16 protein-coding genes are annotated in these 19,657 nt (G+C 70.4%); 8 read left to right on the top strand and 8 right to left on the bottom strand.

All coding sequences use genetic code 11. The features are described 5' to 3' along the window. Window positions 1-8 precede the first annotated feature (8 nt). The 5 genes from J2847_RS01340 to J2847_RS01320 all read right to left on the bottom strand — a co-directional run bounded on the left by J2847_RS01340 (window position 9) and on the right by J2847_RS01320 (window position 5,636). Window positions 9-173: a hypothetical protein gene (locus J2847_RS01340; protein ID WP_209776745.1), complete on the bottom strand. Its 165-nt coding sequence runs from the start codon at window positions 171-173 to the stop codon at window positions 9-11. Beyond that, a complete protein-coding gene (gene cyoE / locus J2847_RS01335) occupies window positions 170-1,069 on the bottom strand; it encodes a heme o synthase (RefSeq protein WP_209776446.1) in 900 nt (299 codons plus the stop codon). The genes J2847_RS01340 and cyoE overlap by 4 nt, the downstream gene beginning before the upstream one ends. 80 nt (window positions 1,070-1,149) lie before the next feature. Continuing rightward, window positions 1,150-2,760, bottom strand: a complete 1,611-nt coding sequence (gene ctaD / locus J2847_RS01330) for a cytochrome c oxidase subunit I (RefSeq protein ID WP_209776444.1) — start codon at window positions 2,758-2,760, stop codon at window positions 1,150-1,152. Between the two features lie 132 nt (window positions 2,761-2,892). Continuing rightward, a complete protein-coding gene (coxB, locus tag J2847_RS01325) occupies window positions 2,893-3,756 on the bottom strand; it encodes a cytochrome c oxidase subunit II (protein ID WP_209776443.1) in 864 nt (287 codons plus the stop codon). Window positions 3,757-4,286: 530 nt separating this feature from the next. Then, window positions 4,287-5,636, bottom strand: a complete 1,350-nt coding sequence (locus J2847_RS01320) for a DUF3422 family protein (protein ID WP_209776441.1) — start codon at window positions 5,634-5,636, stop codon at window positions 4,287-4,289. 199 nt (window positions 5,637-5,835) lie between these two features. On the opposite strand from J2847_RS01320, the gene tldD reads away from it, so the two are divergent. From tldD to J2847_RS01305, 3 genes are all read left to right on the top strand, one after another. After that, window positions 5,836-7,269, top strand: coding sequence for a metalloprotease TldD (gene tldD, locus J2847_RS01315; RefSeq protein WP_209776439.1), 1,434 nt, complete (start codon window positions 5,836-5,838; stop codon window positions 7,267-7,269). A gap of 185 nt (window positions 7,270-7,454) precedes the next feature. After that, on the top strand, window positions 7,455-7,979 hold the full coding sequence (locus J2847_RS01310) for a glycine cleavage system transcriptional repressor (RefSeq protein WP_325169295.1): 525 nt from the start codon (window positions 7,455-7,457) through the stop codon (window positions 7,977-7,979). A 74-nt stretch (window positions 7,980-8,053) separates the two neighbouring features. Beyond that, window positions 8,054-10,126 carry a YjbH domain-containing protein gene (locus tag J2847_RS01305; RefSeq protein WP_325169294.1) on the top strand — a complete coding sequence of 691 codons (2,073 nt, stop codon included), beginning with the start codon at window positions 8,054-8,056 and terminating at the stop codon, window positions 10,124-10,126. Here the strand turns inward: J2847_RS01305 and J2847_RS01300 are convergent. After that, complete coding sequence (locus J2847_RS01300) at window positions 10,123-10,743, bottom strand: hypothetical protein (RefSeq protein ID WP_209776436.1); 621 nt, start codon at window positions 10,741-10,743, stop codon at window positions 10,123-10,125. The genes J2847_RS01305 and J2847_RS01300 overlap by 4 nt on opposite strands. A 296-nt stretch (window positions 10,744-11,039) precedes the next feature. On the opposite strand from J2847_RS01300, the gene J2847_RS01295 reads away from it, so the two are divergent. Next, on the top strand, window positions 11,040-11,204 hold the full coding sequence (locus J2847_RS01295) for a DUF1328 domain-containing protein (protein WP_085556300.1): 165 nt from the start codon (window positions 11,040-11,042) through the stop codon (window positions 11,202-11,204). A 73-nt stretch (window positions 11,205-11,277) separates the two neighbouring features. On the opposite strand, the gene J2847_RS33955 is transcribed toward J2847_RS01295, so the two are convergent. After that, window positions 11,278-11,844, bottom strand: a complete 567-nt coding sequence (locus J2847_RS33955; RefSeq protein ID WP_267912482.1) for an RNA polymerase sigma factor — start codon at window positions 11,842-11,844, stop codon at window positions 11,278-11,280. A gap of 744 nt (window positions 11,845-12,588) precedes the next feature. Between J2847_RS33955 and J2847_RS01285 the strand changes: the two genes are divergently transcribed. The 4 genes from J2847_RS01285 to J2847_RS01270 all read left to right on the top strand — a co-directional run bounded on the left by J2847_RS01285 (window position 12,589) and on the right by J2847_RS01270 (window position 15,316). After that, window positions 12,589-13,548 carry a transglycosylase SLT domain-containing protein gene (locus J2847_RS01285; RefSeq protein WP_325169293.1) on the top strand — a complete coding sequence of 320 codons (960 nt, stop codon included), beginning with the start codon at window positions 12,589-12,591 and terminating at the stop codon, window positions 13,546-13,548. A 137-nt stretch (window positions 13,549-13,685) separates the two neighbouring features. Then, on the top strand, window positions 13,686-14,021 hold the full coding sequence (locus J2847_RS01280) for a hypothetical protein (protein ID WP_085556297.1): 336 nt from the start codon (window positions 13,686-13,688) through the stop codon (window positions 14,019-14,021). A 138-nt stretch (window positions 14,022-14,159) separates the two neighbouring features. Then, window positions 14,160-14,471 (top strand): hypothetical protein, encoded by a 312-nt coding sequence (locus J2847_RS01275; protein WP_209776434.1) that lies wholly within the window; start codon window positions 14,160-14,162, stop codon window positions 14,469-14,471. Beyond that, window positions 14,471-15,316: a class I SAM-dependent methyltransferase gene (locus tag J2847_RS01270; RefSeq protein WP_233474209.1), complete on the top strand. Its 846-nt coding sequence runs from the start codon at window positions 14,471-14,473 to the stop codon at window positions 15,314-15,316. Before J2847_RS01275 ends, J2847_RS01270 begins: the two co-directional genes overlap by 1 nt. 6 nt (window positions 15,317-15,322) lie before the next feature. Here the strand turns inward: J2847_RS01270 and J2847_RS01265 are convergent, their stop codons facing one another. Further along, on the bottom strand, window positions 15,323-19,651 hold the full coding sequence (locus tag J2847_RS01265) for a translocation/assembly module TamB domain-containing protein (protein WP_325169308.1): 4,329 nt from the start codon (window positions 19,649-19,651) through the stop codon (window positions 15,323-15,325). Between the last annotated feature and the right edge of the window lie 6 nt (window positions 19,652-19,657).

The following is a 19,657-nucleotide window of genomic DNA, read 5'->3' as shown; positions in this document are numbered from 1 at the left end:
GGGGGCGGCTAGTGCCCCGCGCCCATGCGCACGACGGTGATGGCATAGAACAGCACGGCCAGCGCCAGCAGCGCCGCCAGCACGGCGTAATTGCGCCCGCGCAGCCGCCGGGCGCGCTCATCAGCCTGCCGCTTGACGGCCTGTTCGGGAATATCGCGCTCCATGACGGTCATGCCCCACCTCCGAGGACGAGCCGCTCGCCGATCATCAGGGCGAACAGCAGGAACAGGTACAGGATCGAAAAGCCGAACATCTTCTTGGCCGGACCGTCGTCGGTGGCGCGCAGCACGCGCACGGCGCAGCCGACGAACATCAGGCCCAGCACGCTCGACGCGGCCAGATAGACCGGCCCGGCGATCCCGACGAAGTAGGGTGCGGCGGCCACCGGCAGCAGCACCAGCGTGTAGAGCAGCATCTGCCGCTTGGTGGAGTCCGGCCCGGCGACCACCGGCATCATCGGCACGCCGGCCCGCGTGTAGTCGCCGTTGCGGAACAGGGCCAGCGCCCAGAAATGCGGCGGCGTCCACAGGAAGATCAGCGTGAACAGCAGGATGGAGGGCAGCTCCACCCCGCCCGTCACCGCCGCCCAGCCGATCATCGGCGGGAAGGCGCCGGCGGCGCCGCCGATGACGATGTTCTGCGGCGTGCGGCGCTTCAGCCCCATGGTGTAGACGAAGACGTAATAGCCGATGGTCATCGCCAGCAGCGCCGCCGCCGTCCAGTTCACCGCGATGCCCATCACCAGCGTCGACAGCGCCGACAGGGTGACGCCGAAACCCAGCGCCTCGTCGGCGCCAACGCGGCCCGAGGGAATCGGGCGCTTGGCGGTGCGCGTCATCACCGCGTCGATGTCGCGGTCGTACCACATGTTGATGGCGCCGGAGGCACCCGCCCCCACCGCGATGCACAGCACGGCGACCGCGCCGATCAACGGGTGAATGTGGCCGGGCGCCAGCACCAGTCCGGCCAGCCCCGTGAACACCACCAGCGACATGACCCGCGGCTTCAGCAGCTCGATGTAGTCGCCGGCGGAGGCGCCGGGAACCCGTTCAAGCGTCACATCGGTCATCGTCGTCCACCTCCGCTTCCTATCCTTGGCTGGGACCGGGCCGCCGACTGGGGACCGCCCGGTCCTGGCGTCTCATGCACTCACTTGACCTGCGGCAGGGTCTCGAAGGCGTGGAACGGGGGCGGCGAACTGACCGTCCATTCCAGCGTGCTGGCCTGCGGCCCCCAATAGGCGCCCGGCACCCGCTCGCCGCTGCGCAGCGTCTTGATGGCGATCCAGACGAACAGCAGGGTCGAGGCGAAGGAGATGTAGGCGCCCAGCGAGGAGATCATGTTCCACCCCCAGAAGGCGTCCGGATAGTCCGGGATGCGGCGCGGCATGCCGGCCAGGCCCAGGAAGTGCTGCGGGAAGAAGACCAGGTTCACGCCGACGAAGGTCGTGTAGAAATGGACCTTGCCCCAGAATTCCGGATACTGGCGGCCCGACATCTTGCCGATCCAGTAGTACCAGCCGGCGAAGATCGAGAACACCGCGCCCAGCGACAGCACATAGTGGAAGTGGGCGACGACGTAGTAGGTGTCGTGCATGACGTTGTCGAGGCCGCCGTTGGCCAGCACCACGCCGGTCACGCCGCCGACGGTGAACAGGAAGATGAAGCCGATCGCCCACAGCATCGGCACCTTGAAGTCGATCGACCCGCCCCACATGGTGGCGACCCAGGAGAAGATCTTCACGCCCGTGGGCACCGCGATGATCATCGTCGCGGCGGTGAAGTAGGCCTTGGTGTTGACGTCGAGGCCGACCGTGTACATGTGGTGGGCCCACACGACGAAGCCGACGACGCCGATCGCCACCATGGCGTAGGCCATGCCCAGGTAGCCGAAGATCGGCTTCTTGGCGAAGGTCGAGATGATGTGGCTGATGATGCCGAAGGCCGGCAGGATCATGATGTAGACTTCGGGGTGGCCGAAGAACCAGAACAGGTGCTGGAACAGGATCGGGTCGCCGCCGCCTTCCGGGTTGAAGAAGGTGGTGCCGAAGTTGCGGTCGGTCAGCAGCATGGTGATGGCGCCGCCCAGCACCGGCACGGCGAGCAGCAGCAGGAAGGCCGTCACCAGCATCGCCCAGACGAACAGCGGCATCTTGTGCAGCGTCATGCCCGGCGCGCGCATGTTGAAGATGGTGGTGATGAAGTTCACGGCACCCAGGATCGAGCTGGCGCCCGCCAGATGCAGCGCGAAGATCGCCATGTCGACCGACGGCCCGCCATGGCCGAGCGGCGAGGACAGCGGCGGGTAGATCGTCCAGCCGGTGCCGGCGCCGGTGCCGACGAAGGCGGATCCCAGCAGCAGCAGGAAGGCCGGCACGATCAGCCAGAAGCTGATGTTGTTCATGCGCGGGAAGGCCATGTCGGGCGAACCGATCATGAGCGGCACGAACCAGTTGCCGAAGCCGCCGATCAGCGCCGGCATGACGACGAAGAAGACCATGATGAGGCCGTGCGCGGTGATCAGCACGTTCCACATCTGGCCGTCGCCGACGATCTGCAAGCCGGGATGCTGCAACTCCATGCGCATGATGACGGAGAACAGGCCGCCGATCAGCCCGGCGATCACCGAGAAGATCAAATAGAGCGTGCCGATGTCCTTGTGGTTGGTCGAATAGAACCAGCGCTGCACGAACCCCGGCATGTGGTGGTCGTCGTGCCCGTGGTCATGCCCGTGGGCCTGTCCCGGATTGGCGTTTGCCATGTCTTCAACCCTTCGTCGCTGCCCCCCGACCCATCCCGGTTGCTCCGCCCTGGGAAATCCTGATCGGGATCCCGGCTGACACCCTGGCTCTGGCTGGGGTTGGTTCTTCTTGGTGTTTCTCGTGCGGGCCGGTCACTCGACCGAGGCGGCCGCCGGCGAGGTCGCCGTGGAAGCCGCCGGCAACTGGGCCACGTCGCGGCTGCCGGTTCCCATCGCGGTCTTGGTCTTGGCGACCCAGGCGTCGAAATTCTCCTTCGACACCACCTCGACCGCGATCGGCATGTAGCCGTGGTTCGTGCCGCAGATCTCCGAGCACTGGCCGTAATAGACGCCCTCGCGCTCGGCCTTGAACCAGGTCTCGTTGATGCGGCCGGGCACGCCGTCCTTCTTCACGCCGAAGGAGGGGATGGCCCAGGAATGGATGACGTCGCCGGCGGTGACCAGCAGGCGGACGGTGGAATTGACCGGAACCACGACGCGGTTGTCGACCTCCAGCAGGCGGCGCTGGCCGGGCTTCAGGTCGGCGTCCTGGATCATGTAGCTGGAGAAGGCGATGTTGCCGTGGTCGGGGTATTCGTAATCCCAATACCATTGGCGGCCGGTGACCTTGATGGTCATGTCGGCCTCGGGCACGCGCTCCGCCACATAGAGCAGCTTGAAGGACGGCACGGCGACCACGATCAGGATGATCACCGGCAGCACGGTCCAGGCCACCTCGAGCAGCGTGTGGTGCGAGGTCTTGGACGGGACCGGGTTGGCCTTGGCGTTGAAGCGCACGACGCAATAGGCCAGCAACGCCGCGACGAAGATCACGATCAGCGTGATGATGACGGTCAGCAGGCTGTGGAACGAATCCATCAGGTGCTTGACGGGCGACGCCGGCTCCTGGAGGCCGAACTGCCATGGGTGCGGCTCGTTCGCGAGCGCCGACCCGCCGGCGCCCAGCATTGTCACGACCGCCGTCAGCCCGGCGGCCCACAGGCTCTGCCTTTTCATCCCCACCCCTCTCTTTGCCGCGACGTTCGTCATAGGCCGCGGTCGTCTCTTCCCGCCGGTGCCGCCGCCTCCCATATTTGTCCGAAGCTCCGCATCGTTGGCGAACTCAACGGTTGGGCTTGTCAGCAAAAACCGGACTATGCAGGGTTCGCGCCATTATAGCCGCGACATATCCCCGCGGCCGGAGCTTATCCCCTCATCACACTGGGTTACAAGCGATTCCTCTGACCGGCTGCGAGCATGGATCACCCTCGGTTTTCGGTTGCGCATGGGAACAAAGGTTGAGCTTGAGAAGGGGTTAAACCATGCGGCATTCCGCCGCAGTCCGTTGGCGCAGCGAATTTTTTCCATTCCGTGGGATGGCGCGGGAGTTTTCGGAAGGACCCCGGCGGGGAATCGTTTGTTGCGGACGGCAAGCCGGATGATTCGAGGCGAGACTCGCCTTCGGGAAAATGCCCTCTCCCGCTCCGGGAGAGGGCCTTCAGGCACCGGAAGTCGGACCTGGAACTCGGAACGGAGCGGAACGCCCCTCAATGCTCGCCGGTGATGACCTTGCGGATTCGCCGCACGCCGGACCAGACGAAGAGGATGACCACCGGAATCATCAACCCGACCAGCATGTCGGGATCGACCTTCAGCCCAAATCCTTTCAACCCCTTCGCCGCGTAACCGACGATGCCGACCAGATAATAGCTGATCGCCACCACCGACAGCCCCTCGACCGTCTCCTGCAACCGGAGCTGCAACTGCGCCCGCCGGTCCATCGACTGGAGCAGCTCGGCGTTCTGCCCCTCCACCGCGATCTCGACGCGGGTGCGCAGCAGGTTGCTGGTGCGCGCCACCCGCTGCGACAGCGAGGTCAGCCGCTGCTCGACCGCCTCGCAGGTGCGGATCGCCGGGGTCAGGCGGCGGTCCATGAACTCGCGCACCGTCTGGATGCCCTCGATGCGGATCTCGCGCAGCTCCTCGATTCGCTTCTCGACCAGCTCGTGGTAGGCCCGCGCGGCGCCGAATCGGTAGCTGGTCTCGGCGGCGATCTGCTCGGTCTGCGCCGCCAGCAGGGTCAGCCGGTCGAGCAGGTCGCGCTCGTCCTGCAAACCGCGCAGCGTGGCGACCCGCGTGGTCAGCTCGGCCAGATCCGATTCGATCGGGTTGATGCGCGGCAGCACCCCGCGCGCCACCGGCAGGGCCAGCAGCGCCATCACCCGGTAGGTCTCGATCTCCAGCAGGCGCTGGACGACGCGGCCGGTCTGGCGCGGCGTCATCGAATGGTCGGCCACCAGCATGCGCGAGAAGCCGTCGCCATGGATGCGGAAGTCGGTCCAGGCGGTGGCGGACCGCCCGGCGATCCGCGAGCCGACATAGCTCTCCGATCCGAACATCGCCGCCATCATGTTGGCCGAGGGCTCCGGCGTGTCGGCGTCGAGCACGGCGACGTGGATGCCGACCATCAGCTCGCCCGGCAGCCCGTGCAGCCACTCGCGCGGCACCGCGTTGACCGCCGGCTCGACGAAGGGATCGACCAACATGCCGGCCAGCGCGCCGCCCGGCCTGGCGCTCGGCCGGAAGACGGTCCAGGTCGAGAATTCGGTGTGGCGCTCCCACTTCAGCCGGAAGCTGCCGAAGGAGGCGCTGTGGTGGGTGGCGCCCTGCGGCGGGCGGGCGACTCCGGCCCAGTCGCACAGCGCCTCCAGATGGCGGCGGTCGGTCTCTCCCGCCCCCTCTCCCGACAGCATGGCCAGCATGGTGGCGCGGACCGGCGCGCTCAGCGACTCCGGCGGGCGGGCGTGGACCTCGTTGGTCAGCGTCAGGCGCAGCGCGTGGTCCCTCAGCGGCCGACCGCCGGCGGCGGCGGGCTCGCGGGGCGGTGTCGCGGTCATTATGGTTGTCTCACGCTCGGCCATGGTCCCCCTGCCCTTTCTTTTTCCGCCCCGCCCGCCCCGCATGGTCGCCAAGCCTTGCCGGACGGCGCCCGCGACGCCACACTATGACTCTCTTCTTAGAGCACATCGCCCGCAGCGGCGCGAGAGCGCCGGCGGCCGTCCGCCTTATACGATCGATCGAGCCCCCGGAGTGTCCATGAGCGCGCTTGCCATCACCGACGATCTCTTCTTCAACCGGGCCGGCATGGACCGCGCCCGCGTCGAAGGCGTGGTGCAAGAGGCCCTGCACAACGCCGACGACGGCGAACTCTATCTGGAGTACGCCCAGAGCGAATCGCTGGGCTGGGACGACGGCAAGCTGAAGTCGGCGAGCTTCGACACCACCCAGGGCTTCGGCCTGCGCTCCATCGCCGGCGAGGCGACCGGCTTCGCCCATGCCTCCAACCTGTCGGAAGATGCGATCCGCCGCGCCGCGGCCACCGTGCGCGCCGTGCAGAGCGGCCACAGCGGCACGCTGGCCGAGCCGCCGGGCGGCACCAACCGGGCGCTCTACATGCCCGACAACCCGCTGCACCTCGTCCCCTTCGAGGAGAAGGTGAAGCTGCTGGCCGACATCGACGCCTATGCCCGCGGCAAGGACGAGCGCGTCCGCCAGGTGAGCTGCTCGATCAGCGGCGAATGGCAGGCGGTGCAGATCGTCCGCGCCGACGGCGTGCGCGTCGCCGACCTGCGGCCGCTGGTGCGGCTCAACGTCTCGGTGGTGGTCGCCGAGGGCGACCGCATGGAGACCGGCGGCTACGGCGGCGGCGGGCGCGTCACCTACGAGCACTACATCCAGCCGGAGACGTGGCGCGGCTTCGTCGACGAGGCGCTGCGCCAGGCGCTGGTCAACCTCGCCTCGGTGCCGGCCCCGGCGGGCGAGATGACCGTCGTGCTCGGCAGCGGCTGGCCCGGCATCCTGCTGCACGAGGCCATCGGCCACGGGCTGGAGGGCGACTTCAACCGCAAGAAGACCTCGGCCTTCGCCGGGCTGATGGGCCAGCGCATCGCCGCCCCCGGCGTCACCATCGTCGACGACGGCACCATCGAGAACTCGCGCGGCTCGATCTCGGTCGACGACGAGGGCACGCCCGGCCAGTGCACGACGCTGATCGAGGACGGCATCCTCGTCGGCTTCATGCAGGACCGCATGAACGCCCGGCTGATGGGCATGCGCCCGACCGGCAACGGCCGGCGCCAGAGCTTCGCCTACCACCCGATGCCGCGCATGACCAACACGGTGATGCGCAACGGCAACCATTCGCCGGACGAGATCATCGCCTCGGTCAAGAAGGGCATCTACGCCAAGAACTTCGGCGGCGGTCAGGTGGACATCACCAACGGCAAGTTCGTCTTCTCGGCCAGCGAGGCCTATCTGATCGAGGACGGCAAGCTCGGCCCCGCCGTGAAGGGCGCCACCCTGATCGGCAACGGGCCGGACAGCCTGACCCGCGTGTCGATGATCGGCAACGACAGCCGCCTCGACCCCGGCGTCGGCACCTGCGGCAAGGACGGCCAGGGCGTTCCGGTCGGCGTCGGACAGCCGACCCTGCGGCTCGACGGCCTGACGGTGGGCGGCACGGCGGCCTGACCGCCGGCTGGATCCGAAAGGGCTTTTGGACACGGATGAACAAGATGCGGGCCCCGCCCGCGCACGGATGACGGCGAAATCCGTGTTCATCCGTGGATATCCGTGTTCATCCGTGTCATTCCACACGCAAGCCGCCCACAACAACGATGGCGGCACAGGACCCAAGACGAAGAGGGAGACGTGACGTGGCCGCTTTGGCGCTGGTATCGACCTTCTGTCCCGACCGGGTCGGGCTGGTCTCCGGGATCACCGGGCATCTGTTCGAACTGGGGATCAACCTGCGCGACGCGACCTTCGCCTCGCTCGGCACCGGGGCCGAGTTCTCCGCCGTCTGCGAGTTGCCCGACACGGTGACGGTCGAGGAGGTCGAGGCCAGCCTGAGCGCACAGCCCGAACTGGCCGGCGCCCAGGTGAAGGTGACGCCCTTCGACTTCGACCCGGTTCCCGGCCCGCAGGCGTTCGTCACCCACCGGGTCGAGGTGTCGGGCGGCGATCAGCCCGGTCTGGTCGCCCGCCTGTCGGAGATCTTCACCCAATTCGAAGCGAACATCGTCCGGCTCGACGCCCAGACCCTGCCCGACCGGGCCGGCGAGCGCTACAGCCTGCGCTTTTCCGTCTCCATACCTCCGGAGCGCGTCGACACCTGCCTCGCCGCCGTCGCCAACACCGCCGAGGCGCTTTCCTTGAATTGCAGAACCGAAGCGCTCTGACCCTTTTTAAATTGCATTCATTCGCATGATGCGCGAAGGATCGGCGATTTTCCCGATCCTCTGCGTACCATTGCGTGAACGCCATCCTCGCCGCCGCTATTCTCCTGCTGTCCGTTACGGCCGCCCACGCGGATGAACCGGCCACAAGCCTGTCGGATTGGGGCGGCGTCGGTCTGTTGCAGACGCCGACCGCCCGCATGGCCCCCGACGGAACGATGAGCGGCGGGCTGACCGGGTTGGGAGACCTGCACCGCCATGCCGCCATCACCGTCCAGGCGCTGCCCTGGCTGGAGATCACCGCGCGCAACAGCGTCTATCCCGGTTACTTCGGCCTCACCGAACCCGGCCTCGACCTCAAGCTGCGGCTGCGCGCCGAGGACGGGAACGGACCGGCGCTGGTCGTCGGCGGGCGCGACGTCACCGGATCGGGATTCGACCTGCCGGGCAAGGGCCGCTTTGCCGGCGAGTACATCGCGCTGTCGCGGCGCTGGTGGGATCTGGACCTGTCTCTCGGGCTCGGCTGGGGAACGCTGGGCGAGGCCGGACATTTCCGCAACCCGCTGCGCTTTCTGGGCGGGCGTTTCCGGCGCGACCGCGATCCCTCCTGGTGGCCGTCCGTGCGGGGGCCGCGCGCGTGGTTCACCGGGGAGCGCGTCGCCCTGTTCGGCGGCGTCGAATGGCACACGCCGATTCCCGACCTCAGCCTGAAGATCGAGACGACCGGCGACACGCTGCGCGGGCAACGCCAGGACCAGCCGGGTTTCACGGCCGGCAGCCGCTACAATGTCGGGCTCGCCTACCGCCCCTTCTCCTGGATCGATCTCGGCGCCGGCTTCGAACAGGGGCGGCGCGCCATGCTGCGGCTCTCCCTGCGTTTCGATCCCGCAGAGCAGGTCGACCGCGACGGGCGGCCTCCCCCGCCGGTCGGCCCGCGCCCGTCGCCCGAGACGGCATTGCCGGCCGACGGGATCGTCACCGTCGCCCGCGCCCACGGCCTGCCCGCCCGCGCCGCCCAAATCGGCGACGGGACGGCGACGCTGTGGCTCGACCCGGCCGGGCGCTCCACGCTGCCGCTGGCGCGTGAGGCCGGGCAGGCCGCACGCCTGCTGGCCGATCTGGCGCCGCCAAACGCCGAGCGGCTGCGGGTCGTCACCGGCGCCGCCGGACTGGACGGCGCGTCGCTCACTCTGCTGCGCCGCGACCTGGAGCGCGCCGCCAGCCACCGGGGCAGCGTCGACGAGCTGTGGCGGACGGCCAGCCTGGCCCCCACCGGCGGGCCGCCCCCCTCCTGGCGCCCCCGACTGGATTTCGGCACGCGGGTCGCGGCGGAGTTCGACCTCGCCGAACTGGGCACGCCGCTCGCCGTCCGCACCCACACCGACCTGCTGCTGAGCGGCGAGCCGGCGCGCGGCTGGGTGCTGGGTGGCGCTCTGCGGATCAACACCGGCGACCAGTTGGCCCTGCTCGACACCAACGCCCTGCCCGTCGCCGAGCCGGTGCGCAGCGACCTGCCGCGCTACACCCTGCACCCGGTGTCGGTCGGGCATCTGCACGCCTCCTGGCTGGCGCGCCCGGCGGACGGGCTGACCACCCGTGTCACGGCCGGCTATCCGGAGGAGATGTTCGCCGGTGTCGGGGCCGAGGCGTTGTACCAGCCGCTCACCGCCCGCTGGGCCGCCGGCCTCGACCTCAACCGCGTGTGGAAGCGGCGGCCCTCCGCGCTGTTCGCCGTGCTGCCGGACAGCGACCGGCTGACCGGCCACGCCAGCCTCTACTGGGAGAGCCCCGGTGCCGTCACCACGACCGCGCTGCGGCTCGGCCGCTATCTGGGCGGCGATTGGGGCGGCACGGTCGAGGTGATGCGGCGCTTCGCCGGCGGCGTCGCCCTGTCCGCCCAGGCGACCTGGACCGAGGGGCCGGACGGCGGGCAGAGCCGTTTCGGCGGCCGCATGGATTGGGGCATGGCGCTGTCGGTGCCGCTCAACGCCTCGGGCTGGCTGCCGGTCGGCGGCACGGCCGAGACGGCGGTGCGCACGCTCGGACGCGACGCGGGGCAGAGGTTGCGCCACCCCCTGCCCCTCTACGACACGCGGGTGCCGGGAGGCTTCGGCCGTCTCGCCGGCACATGGTCGACGCTGCTGGATTAGCGCGGCGTCACGGTGCCGGCGCGCGGATCCAGCTCGACGCTGCTCCAGCGGCCGTCGCGGTCCTGCGCCTGGGCGACGTAGCGGTCGCCGTCCTTGCGGAAATCGCGCACCACGGTGTAGCCGGCCGCGCTGAACTGGTTCAACAGGGTGGTCTGACTCAGCTCCAGGTCGTTCTGGCCGCGCCCGCGACGCGACGAGATCTCGCTGTTCATCGTGGTGCCGCGCATCGACGTCCGGTTGGACGAGCCGGTGGCGTCACGGTTCATCGCCTCGTTGCCGGTGCTGCCCGACATGGCCCGCTGATGCATCCGGTCCTGGTGCTGCACCGTGTCCCGGCGATGCATGGTGTCCTGGTCCATCGCCTGACGGTTCATGCCCCGGTTGGGACGGGAGCTGGCTTGGCCCTGCCACTGGTCGTTCTCCGACAGGCTCCGCACGGCGGGCGCGTCGGTGCGGCCCGACGCGCCGGTGCTGTCCGGCGTCGGCGCGCGCAGGGCGCCGTTGCTGTCGTAGGTCGGGGTGATTCCCGTCGTGCTGGGCATTCCGCTCTGGGCCATCGCCGCCGGGGCGGCGGCCAGCGTGGCGGCGATCACCGCCAGACACAGCTTGCTGTTCATGAGTTTCCTCTCCCGTTCGTGCGGAACCGCGCCCGGCCGGCATGGCGCGGACCCGATTCTCGAGACAGTCCCAACAGGCGAAGCCCCCGCTTTGTTGCCATCGGGCGGCGCGGGACCGAAAAGACCCGCCGTCCGCCGTCCGGGTGGAACCTCCCCTTCCGCACAGTGTTCTGATCCTTGACAACCGCTTGCCGACCCGCTCCGCCCCCACCGGGGACGGGCCGGAGCCGGCGGCGGTCCCAGCAACATCCATGAGCGCGCCGGCCGTCATCCGAGGCCGGGCGAGGGAGGGTACGATGCTCTATTGGGCACTGGTTTTCTTCGTGGTCGCGCTGGTCGCCGGCGCGCTCGGTTTCGGCGGGATCGCGTCGGCCTCGTCCGGCATCGCGCAGATCCTGTTCTTCCTGTTCCTGGTCCTCTTCGCGGCCAGCCTGATCATGGGTCTGGTCCGACGCCGCTAGCCCGGCCCGGCCACAGCGTCCGCATGAGCGCGAAGGGGGGCGTCCGGATGTCCGGACGCCCCCCTTTTTACGTTCAGGCGTCGGTGTCGTCGGACGGGCTGCGCCCCTCCATCAGGGCGCGCAGGGCGCGACGGCCGCGCGACAGGCGCGACTTCACCGTGCCGATGGAAATCCCCAGTATGTCGGCGGCCTCGCCGTAGGAGATCCCCTCCAGCCCGATCAGCAGCACGACCTCGCGCTGCTCGTTGGGCAGCAGGCCCAAGGCACGGCGCAGGTCGCGCAATTCCAGCCGGACGAACTGCGATCCGGGAGCGGCGCCGATGGCCGCCTGGGCCTCAGCGTCGATGTCCACCACCGGCTGGCGGCGGCGCACCCCGTTGATGTGCAGGTTGCGCAGGATGGTGAACAGCCAGGCGCGCAGGTTGCTGCCCGGACGCCACAGATGCAGGCGCGACAGGGCGCGCTCCAGGCACTCCTGCACCAGGTCGTCGGCCAGCGTCGCGTCGCGCACCATCGCGCGGGCGAAGCGGCGCAGGCGCGGGATCTCGGCCTCGATCTGCGCGATCACCTCCGGGTCGGGCGGCGCGTTGGGATCGGGAATGAACTCGCCATCGCCGGTTTCCGGATCGGCGTCGAGCATATGGTCGCCTTCGGCATCCCCGTGATCCAGAGCGTGGTCCAGGGGCCCCCCGCCGGCCGGTTCGGGTCCGAACGCCGCCGGCTCCAGCGGCGCCGGAACGGACATCCGGTGGCTCAGGGTGGTTGCGACGTGATTAGCCATCGGTGAAACGATGCCTCCTTGGCTGCTGTCGGCGGCCGGCCGCGCGGGGTGCGTGCCCGGGGTCTCCAGCCCGGCGGTCCGGCGATGCCATGCGCAACGCTTCGGGACCGCCATTTCAAAAGCGGATTGTTTGGCCCGACCTGTACGTAATGACCGCCCTCTCCGCCTGCCAGTTGGGCAAAAGGCTAGTCGCAACCTCCAAGTGGCGAGAGTACCCCTTGTATCCCGGCCGCATCGCCGTTCGGGTGTTGGCGCGGGACTTGGTGCTTCGTGTATCCATCCAACAAGATTGGAGGATGCATGACCAGCTCAAAAAGGAAAAGACCGACCGACACGCGTCGATCGGTCTCTGAATTTTTCTGCGGAAGCTCCGAATTCAGCCATTCCGGCGATTTTCGACGCTCTCCCCTCCCTTCAACCGCGGCAGACAAAGGATTTCTGACCGTCTGCAAGCGTCTCCTTCGGTTGGACTACGACGCTTCCCATAAGGGTGCCTTCTTTCTTCTGGGAGGAACTATACCAATACCCGCCGCCGTCGGCCAGAACGTCAAAGGCGGTACGCCTTCCGCCCGGCGCCGATTGGCAACCTATGCGCGAATCGCCGTGCTGGCCGTCCTGTCGCTGCTTGCCGTGGGGGCGCCGCCGGCGCTGGCCGCCGATGGGAAGAAGCGGGCGACCCCGGTCGCGGCACCGGCGATGCCGATGGACAAGACCGTCCGGGTTCTGGAGGCGCTCGCCAGCAAGGGCAGCGCCCGCGCCCAGTACGAACTGGCCGAACGCTACGAGACCGCCAACGGCGTGAACCGCGACGAGCGGCTCGCCCTGTCCCTCTATTGCCGGGCGGCCCGGCAGGACCACGCCGATGCGGCGCTGCGCGCCGGACGGATGCATCTGGCCGGACGCGGCGGCGTGTCGAAGGACGAGGATCTGGGCCGCGCCTGGCTGCGCAAGGCCGCCTCATTGGGCAGCGCCGACGCCGAGCGGATGACCAGGGTGTCCACCGGCGCCAAGGTCCGCGGCCCCGACCGCTGCGAGCCGCCCAGCGTCCGCTGGGGCATCATCCGCAAGCCGCCGGCCGAGGTGCGCGCGATGGTCACGAAAATGGCGCCGACCTACGGGCTGGACCCCGAGCTGGTCCTGGCGGTCATCGCCGTGGAATCCGGCTACCGTGTCGATGTGGTGTCGAACAAGAACGCCATGGGGCTGATGCAGCTCATCCCGGAGACGGCGGAGCGCTTCGGCGTCACCAAGCCCTTCGACCCGGAACAGAACCTGCGCGGCGGCATGAAGTATCTGCGCTGGCTGCTGGCCCATTTCGACGGCAACGTCACCTTCGCGCTGGCCGGCTACAACGCCGGGGAAGGAGCGGTCCGCCAGTACAAGGGCATCCCGCCCTACCGGGAAACCCAGGATTACGTGGTGAAGGTGCGCAGCGTCTACCCCCGCACCCGCCATCCCTTCGACCGGAGCGTGGTGCAGTCCGCCGGCCTGCCGTCGGCCACGCACGAGGAGGTCGCCGAGCTGTCGACATCGACCAGGACGCGCGTCGCCGCGAAGCGGTGAGGACGGGAGGTTGCGAATCGAAAGAAGCGACTCGGGCTTACGGCCAAGCCGATGGTTAACAGTTTGGTTACAAAGGAGCGATTACCCTTCGGAAGCAAACGCTTTTCCCCAGCGTCTCTTCCCGAGGACCTCGCCCGATGACCATGGCCGCCGACGTCGACACCATCGAACGCACCTCCATCGTCGCCTACACGCTGTTGAACGAGCTGCACGAGGTCCTGGCCTTGCCGAAGGCTCCGGACGACGTGACGCTGGGCATCCTGATGGGCCTGTCCATGTTCCTCGACGACAAGGTGGGTCCGATCCGCGCCAAGCGGCTGATGACGGAGGCTCCGACCATCGTGCTGAAGACCGACGCGCATGTGACCTCCGACCAGACGCAGCGCATCCTGCCGGTGCTGCGGGCCTTCGGCGACCATCTGAAGGAGCTGCGCGTGAAGGCCGAACGGCCGGTCGACGGCAAGGTCGCCTGATCTCCCGTTGATTCCGGCCTGTCATTTCCGGATGGCTGTTGGAAGCCCGGTGCCGGCGGCGCCGGGTTTTGCCGTCTCGCGGCCATCGCCGCCCTGGAACCTTGACCGGCGATGGGAATCGGCGGAAGCTCCCGGGTCATGGACTGGTTCACGGGGTTCAGCATCGTCGCCATGGCGGCCGGCGTGACCATCAGCGTCGTCGTGCTGGTGGCCGTCGGATCGATCCGGCGCAGCCTGAACGAAGGCGCCACGCGCCAATCCCAGCAGGTCAAGAAGCTGACCGAGATGGTCGCGAGCCTGTCCGCGCAACAGCAGGCGGCGCAGACCCGCATCCAGCAACTGACCGACGCCAACCGCAAGCTGACCGAGGAGTTCAACGCCCTCGGCGAACGGTTGAGCGACGCCGACACGGTCCAGCGCGTGTCGGGCAGCGTGAAGCTCCTGCACTGATGCACACCGCACCGATCCACACGCCCGACGCCGACAGCGAGCGCGCCCGCTGGGCCGCCAGCGCCGACGCCTGGGACCGCTGGGCCGACCCGATGGCCGATCTCGCCGACAAGCTGAACCGCCCGCTGCTCGACGCCGCCGGGGTGGCGGCGGGCGACCGCGTGCTCGATCTCGCCTCGGGCGCCGGGGAGCCGGCGCTGAGCGCGGCGCGGCGGACCGGCCCGCGGGGGCTGGTGGTGGGCAGCGACCTCGTCCCCGGCATGCTGGCCGGCGCGGTGCGCCGCGCCACGGCGGAGGGAGCACAGGCCCCGGTCTTCACGGCGGCCGACATGACGGCCCTGCCTTTCGCCGACGGCGCCTTCGACCGGGTGACCTGCCGCTTCGGCATCATGTTCGTGCCGGACGTCGCCGGCGCCCTGGCTGCCGTGCGCCGGGCGCTGCGGCCCGGCGGCAAGGCGGCCTTCATGGTGTGGGGACCGCTTTCCGGCAACGCCCTGTTCGCGGAGATCGCCGCCGCCGTCGCCGGGCATCTCGGCGAGGACGGCAGCCTCGACCCGCTGTTCCGCTTCGCCGAACCGGGGTTGCTGGCCAACGCGATGATCGGGGCCGGCTTCGCGCGGGCCGACGAGGCCGATCTGACGCCGGTGCGCAAGGCGCCGGCCGACCAGCCCTTCTGGCGGGCGGCGCTGGAGATGAGCTTCGGCCACCGGCTGGGCGGCCTCGCCCCCGACCGCCGCGCGGCGCTGGAGGCCGACATCGCCGCCCGTTTCGCCACGCAGGCCACCGGCGGCGTGGTGCCGGTGCCCGCCCATGTGCGGATCGTGACCGGCACGGCGGCCGCGTAAACCCGCTCAGTAATCCCGCTCGAAGGTCAGGCCGAAGCGCGTCTCCGAATTGGCGCCGACGTCGGCCTGCGCCTTCAGGCTCTTGGTGATGTCGAACTCGACCTTGGCGCGGGTCTGGTTGGCGCCGATGCCCTGCTCGACACCGACATAGACGCGGTCGCTGACGTAGCGGCCGGCCTGCACCGCCCCGCCCTTGCCGTCGGACCCTTGCGAGAAGTCCAGCCGGTCGACGCCCAACCCGCGCCGCACGCGGTCGAGCAAGCCGCCGCCGCTGCCGCCGACCCCGCTCAGCGCCGCCGCCGACTGCGCCAGCTGCACCGCCTCCGCCGCGCCGAGATTGGCGACCGACTTGCCGAACAGCACCGCCGAGAGAACCTCGTCCTGCGGCAGCCCTTGCGGGGAGGTCAGCTCGATCCTCGGCTGGCGCGCGGTGCCCGACACCACCACCTGGGCGGTGACGCCGTTGGCCGTCGCCTCCGCCAGCAGATCGAGCCGGGGATCGATCGGCTGGGTGCCGTCGAAATCGAAGTTGCCGCGCTTGAAGGTGAAGTTCCGCGCCAGCAGGTCGAGCTGCCCCTTCTGCATGCCGAACCGTCCGGTGACCTCGGGCGCCGCCGCCGTTCCGCCGACCTTCAACTGGCCGCCCAGCTCGGCGTCGAGACCGCGCCCGCGCACGAAGACCTGGTTCTGCGCCTCCACCGTCAGGTCGAGCGCCAGCACGAAGGGGGTGGCGGCGGCCTCGGCCGGCGTCGGGGCCGGAGCCGCGGCCGCGCCCGGCTTGCGGGGAGGCGGACGGCCGTTGGTGGTGCCGGCGGCCTGCCGCTTGCCGCGACCGACCTCCTTGACCTTCAGGTCGACGACGGTGGCCGGCAGCCGGTCGGGGATCTGGATCTCGACGCGGCGCACGCGGATCGGTCCGGCCAGCCGCGCGTTGGCGAAGCCGCCGGTGACGGTCAGGTTGGCGTTGGCCTCCGCCGTCGCCAGGTCGTTCTCGACCAGCCGGGCGTTGTCGGCCTGGATCACCAGATCGAGCTGCCGGTCGGCCGGGGCAGCCGGGCGGATGACGCCGCGCGCGCCGATCGCGCCGCCGTTGCGCGTGCGCGCCTGGAAGGACTGGATGGTGAAGACGTCGCCGTCGCCGACCAGCCGCGCCTCGATGTCGCTGATGACGGCGCCCGACGCCCGGTTCTCGTAGCGCCCGCCGGACAGCACCACCGAGCCGCCGAGACGCGGCGCCTCGACCGTGCCGCTGGCCCGCACGTCAAGCCTCACGCTGCCGCGCGCCCGGTCGCCCGAGGCGGCCAGCAGGTCGTTGAGCAGCGAGGCGTCGAGCGTGCCGTTGACCGCCGCCTCCAGCGCCCCCTTGGGCGGCAGGCTGACGGCGTAGCTGTCGGGATTCATCACCAGCGGCACGGCGGCGCTGGCGGTCAGCCGGCCCGCGTTGTTCTTCGTGCCGGCGTCGGCGTTGACCGACAGGCGGCGGTCGCGCCATTGGGCGGTGACGGTGGCGTCGATGCCCGGCACCCCCGCCTGGGTGGTCTGCTGGGCACGCGCGCCGGCAACCCGCAGGGTGGCGTCGGCGCGCGGGTTGCGCAGCGTGCCGCCCAGCGTGGCCTGCGCATTGGCGGTGCCGTCGAGCCTCAGACCGGGATCGGCGAGGCGGGCCAGCGCCAGCGGCAGCTGCTCCAGACGGATCTCGCCGTTCAGCCGCTCGCCGTTCAGCCCGAGATCGGCGGCCAGCCGGGCGCCGCCCGCCACGAGGTTCAGCCCGGCCACCTCGTAGCGCTGCTCGGCCAGCGTGATGGTCGCCGGGCCGGTCATGCGGACGCTCTCCCCGGCGTAGCGGCCCTGCAAACGCTCCAGCCGGATGCGGGTCGTCGCGCCCTCGCGCGTCAGGTTGCCCCCGAGATCGAGGCCGATGGGATCCGCTCCGGCACCGGTCGCCGCCGCCTGGAACGCCGCCTTGGCCAGCGAACCGTCGACGCTAGCGGTGACGCTGGCGAGATCGTTGCCGGCCGCCGCGCCGTCGTTCAGCTCCAGCCTCGCCTTGCCCGACGGCGTGCCGAGCGCGTCGGCTACCTCCGCCGTGGCGGTCAGGCGCCGGGCGGCCAGCAGCGGACCGCCCTCCCCCTCCACCCGCAGGTTGCTGGCGTTGGCGTTCAGCGTCGCCGCCTGCTTGCCGCCCTTGGCGTCGAGCGCCAGGGTGAAGCCGGCGCCGCCGTCCAGCGGCACGCCGGCCAGTTCGGAGAAGCCCTTCAGGTTGGGGAGATTGCCCTCCAGCCGTCCGGTCGCCAGCAGGGTTTCGAGCGCAACGGCCACCTCGCCGCCGATGCGGTTGCCGCCGGTGGCGACGGTCAGGTTGGACAGCCGCAGCGTCCGGTCCTGCATCGCGTAGGCGCCGTCGAGCGTCAGCGGCGTGCCGTCGGGATGGGTGCGGACGGCCAGCGTCCCGTTCGGGTTGGCCGGCAGGCCGGCGGCGCGCGCCTCGATTTCGGTGGCGCCGAGCCGGCGCTCCTGGACGACGAGATCGCGGGCGCGCAGGGTCGCCTGCGCCTCCAGCCTGTCCAGGGGACCGCGCGCCGTCGCGTCGAGCGCCAGCGAACCGGCCATCGGCGTGCCGACCGCCTCGCCGACCGGCGCCAGCGCGTTGAGCTCCAGCCTGGTCCTGGCGTCGACCACGCCCGCCACCAGCGCGGCGGTGCCGGTCAGCCGCCCGTTGCGGCCGTCCAGCGTCAGCTCGTTCAGCCGCATCGCGCCGTCCGGCTCCATCGCCAAAGCCGCCTTCAGCGTCGCCGCGTCGCCCAGCACCGCGTCGGCGGGCGTGCCGGTCGTCAGGCGGTCCAGGCGGCCGGACAGCTCCGCCGACAGCGAGCCGTCGGCCTTGCGGCGCAACGGTCCGGCGAGGTTCACGGCGCCGCCGAGCGGACGGCCGGCGAGCGCGGACAGCGGCTCCAGATCGTCGGCGGCGAGCGACACGGTGAGGTCCGCCACCTGTCCCCAGCCATCCACGCTGCCCTGGACGGCGGCCTTCGCGGCGGCGGCGGTCAGGGTCAGCGCCTCCAGCCCGACGCTGCCCCGGCCGGTGTCGATGCGCGCCCGGCCGGCGAGGACGATCTCCGGCCCGGCGAGGCGGGTCACGGTGGGGTCGCCGGTGGTCACCTCGCGCAGCCGCGCGGTCAGCGCCACCACCAGCGCGTCGAGCGGCCCCTCGGCCGAGCCGGTCACCATGCCGTCGCGCCAGGACACCGCCGGCACCAGCGCGTGCAGCGCCGAATCCGGTCCCGCCGTCACCGACCAGCGCAGCCCCAGCCGCTTGCGGTCGGCCGACACCGTGCCCTCCAGGCTGGCTTGACCGGCGGCGGCGGTGACGGCGAGCGGCCTGACGGTCAGCGCCCCGTCCGGCGCCACCAGCACCGACGCGTTCAACGAAGGGCGCGGCCCGACCAGCGGGGCCGCCGCCGGACCGGCCAGAACCGCGACGTCCCCCCCGGCGGCCAGCGTGACGGCGTGTCCCTCCGGTGTCGCCTGGATGGCGGCGTCGGCGGTCAGGTCGACGGCGTTATCGGCGCGGGCGGTCAGCTTGCCCTTCCAATCGTCGAGCGATCCGTCGCCGTCCAGCGACAGGGCGACCGGCGGCAGGCCGGGAATCGCCAGCGTGCGGGCGATCACCCCGCCCTGCGGCTCGGACGCCTTGGCGGCGAGGGTCAGAATCTTGCGCGAGGGGGCGAAGGCGACGGTGACGTCGGCCTGCCCCGGCTTGTCGTCGATGCGCGCGACCGACAGGCGGCTGTCCAGGGCCGAACCGCCGGCCTCCAGGGCGGCGGAACCGTCCAGCCGCAGGGTCGCGGCCTCGCCGAGCAGCGCCTCGCCGAGCCGCAGCTCGCTCACCGCCAAGCGGTCGAGTTGGATGCCGACCGGCAACTCGGGCAGCAGCGAGGCGGTGGGCTGGTCGGTCGGGGGTGGCGGCGGGGCCGGCTGGGTGGTGACGGGCGCGCGCTCGACCGCGACGCGGGCGGCCTCCAGCGTCTCGATCCGGACGGTCCGCGACAGCAGGGCCGAGGGCGACAGCGCGACATGCACGCGTTCCAGCGTCAGCCATGTTCCCTGCGTGTCGGCCATCGCGACGCTGGCGATGGTGAAGTCGAAGGGCAGGCTGCCCTCGATGGCGCCGAGCGTCAGACGCTGGTCGGGCGAGGCGACGGCGTTCTCCACCGTGGCGGTCAGCCAGCGCCGTCCCGATTCGCTTTGGAGCCACAGGGCCCCGGCGCCCACCGCGACGACCACCAGAAGGACAAGCACGGCCAGACCGACCAAAAGAACCCGCAACGCCTTCACCACCCA

This window comes from Azospirillum agricola, from assembly GCF_017876095.1.
Classification (GTDB): Bacteria; Pseudomonadota; Alphaproteobacteria; order Azospirillales; family Azospirillaceae; genus Azospirillum; species Azospirillum agricola.
The sequence above is the reverse complement of the archived record's forward strand: the minus strand, read 5'-3'. Positions and strand labels throughout refer to the sequence as shown.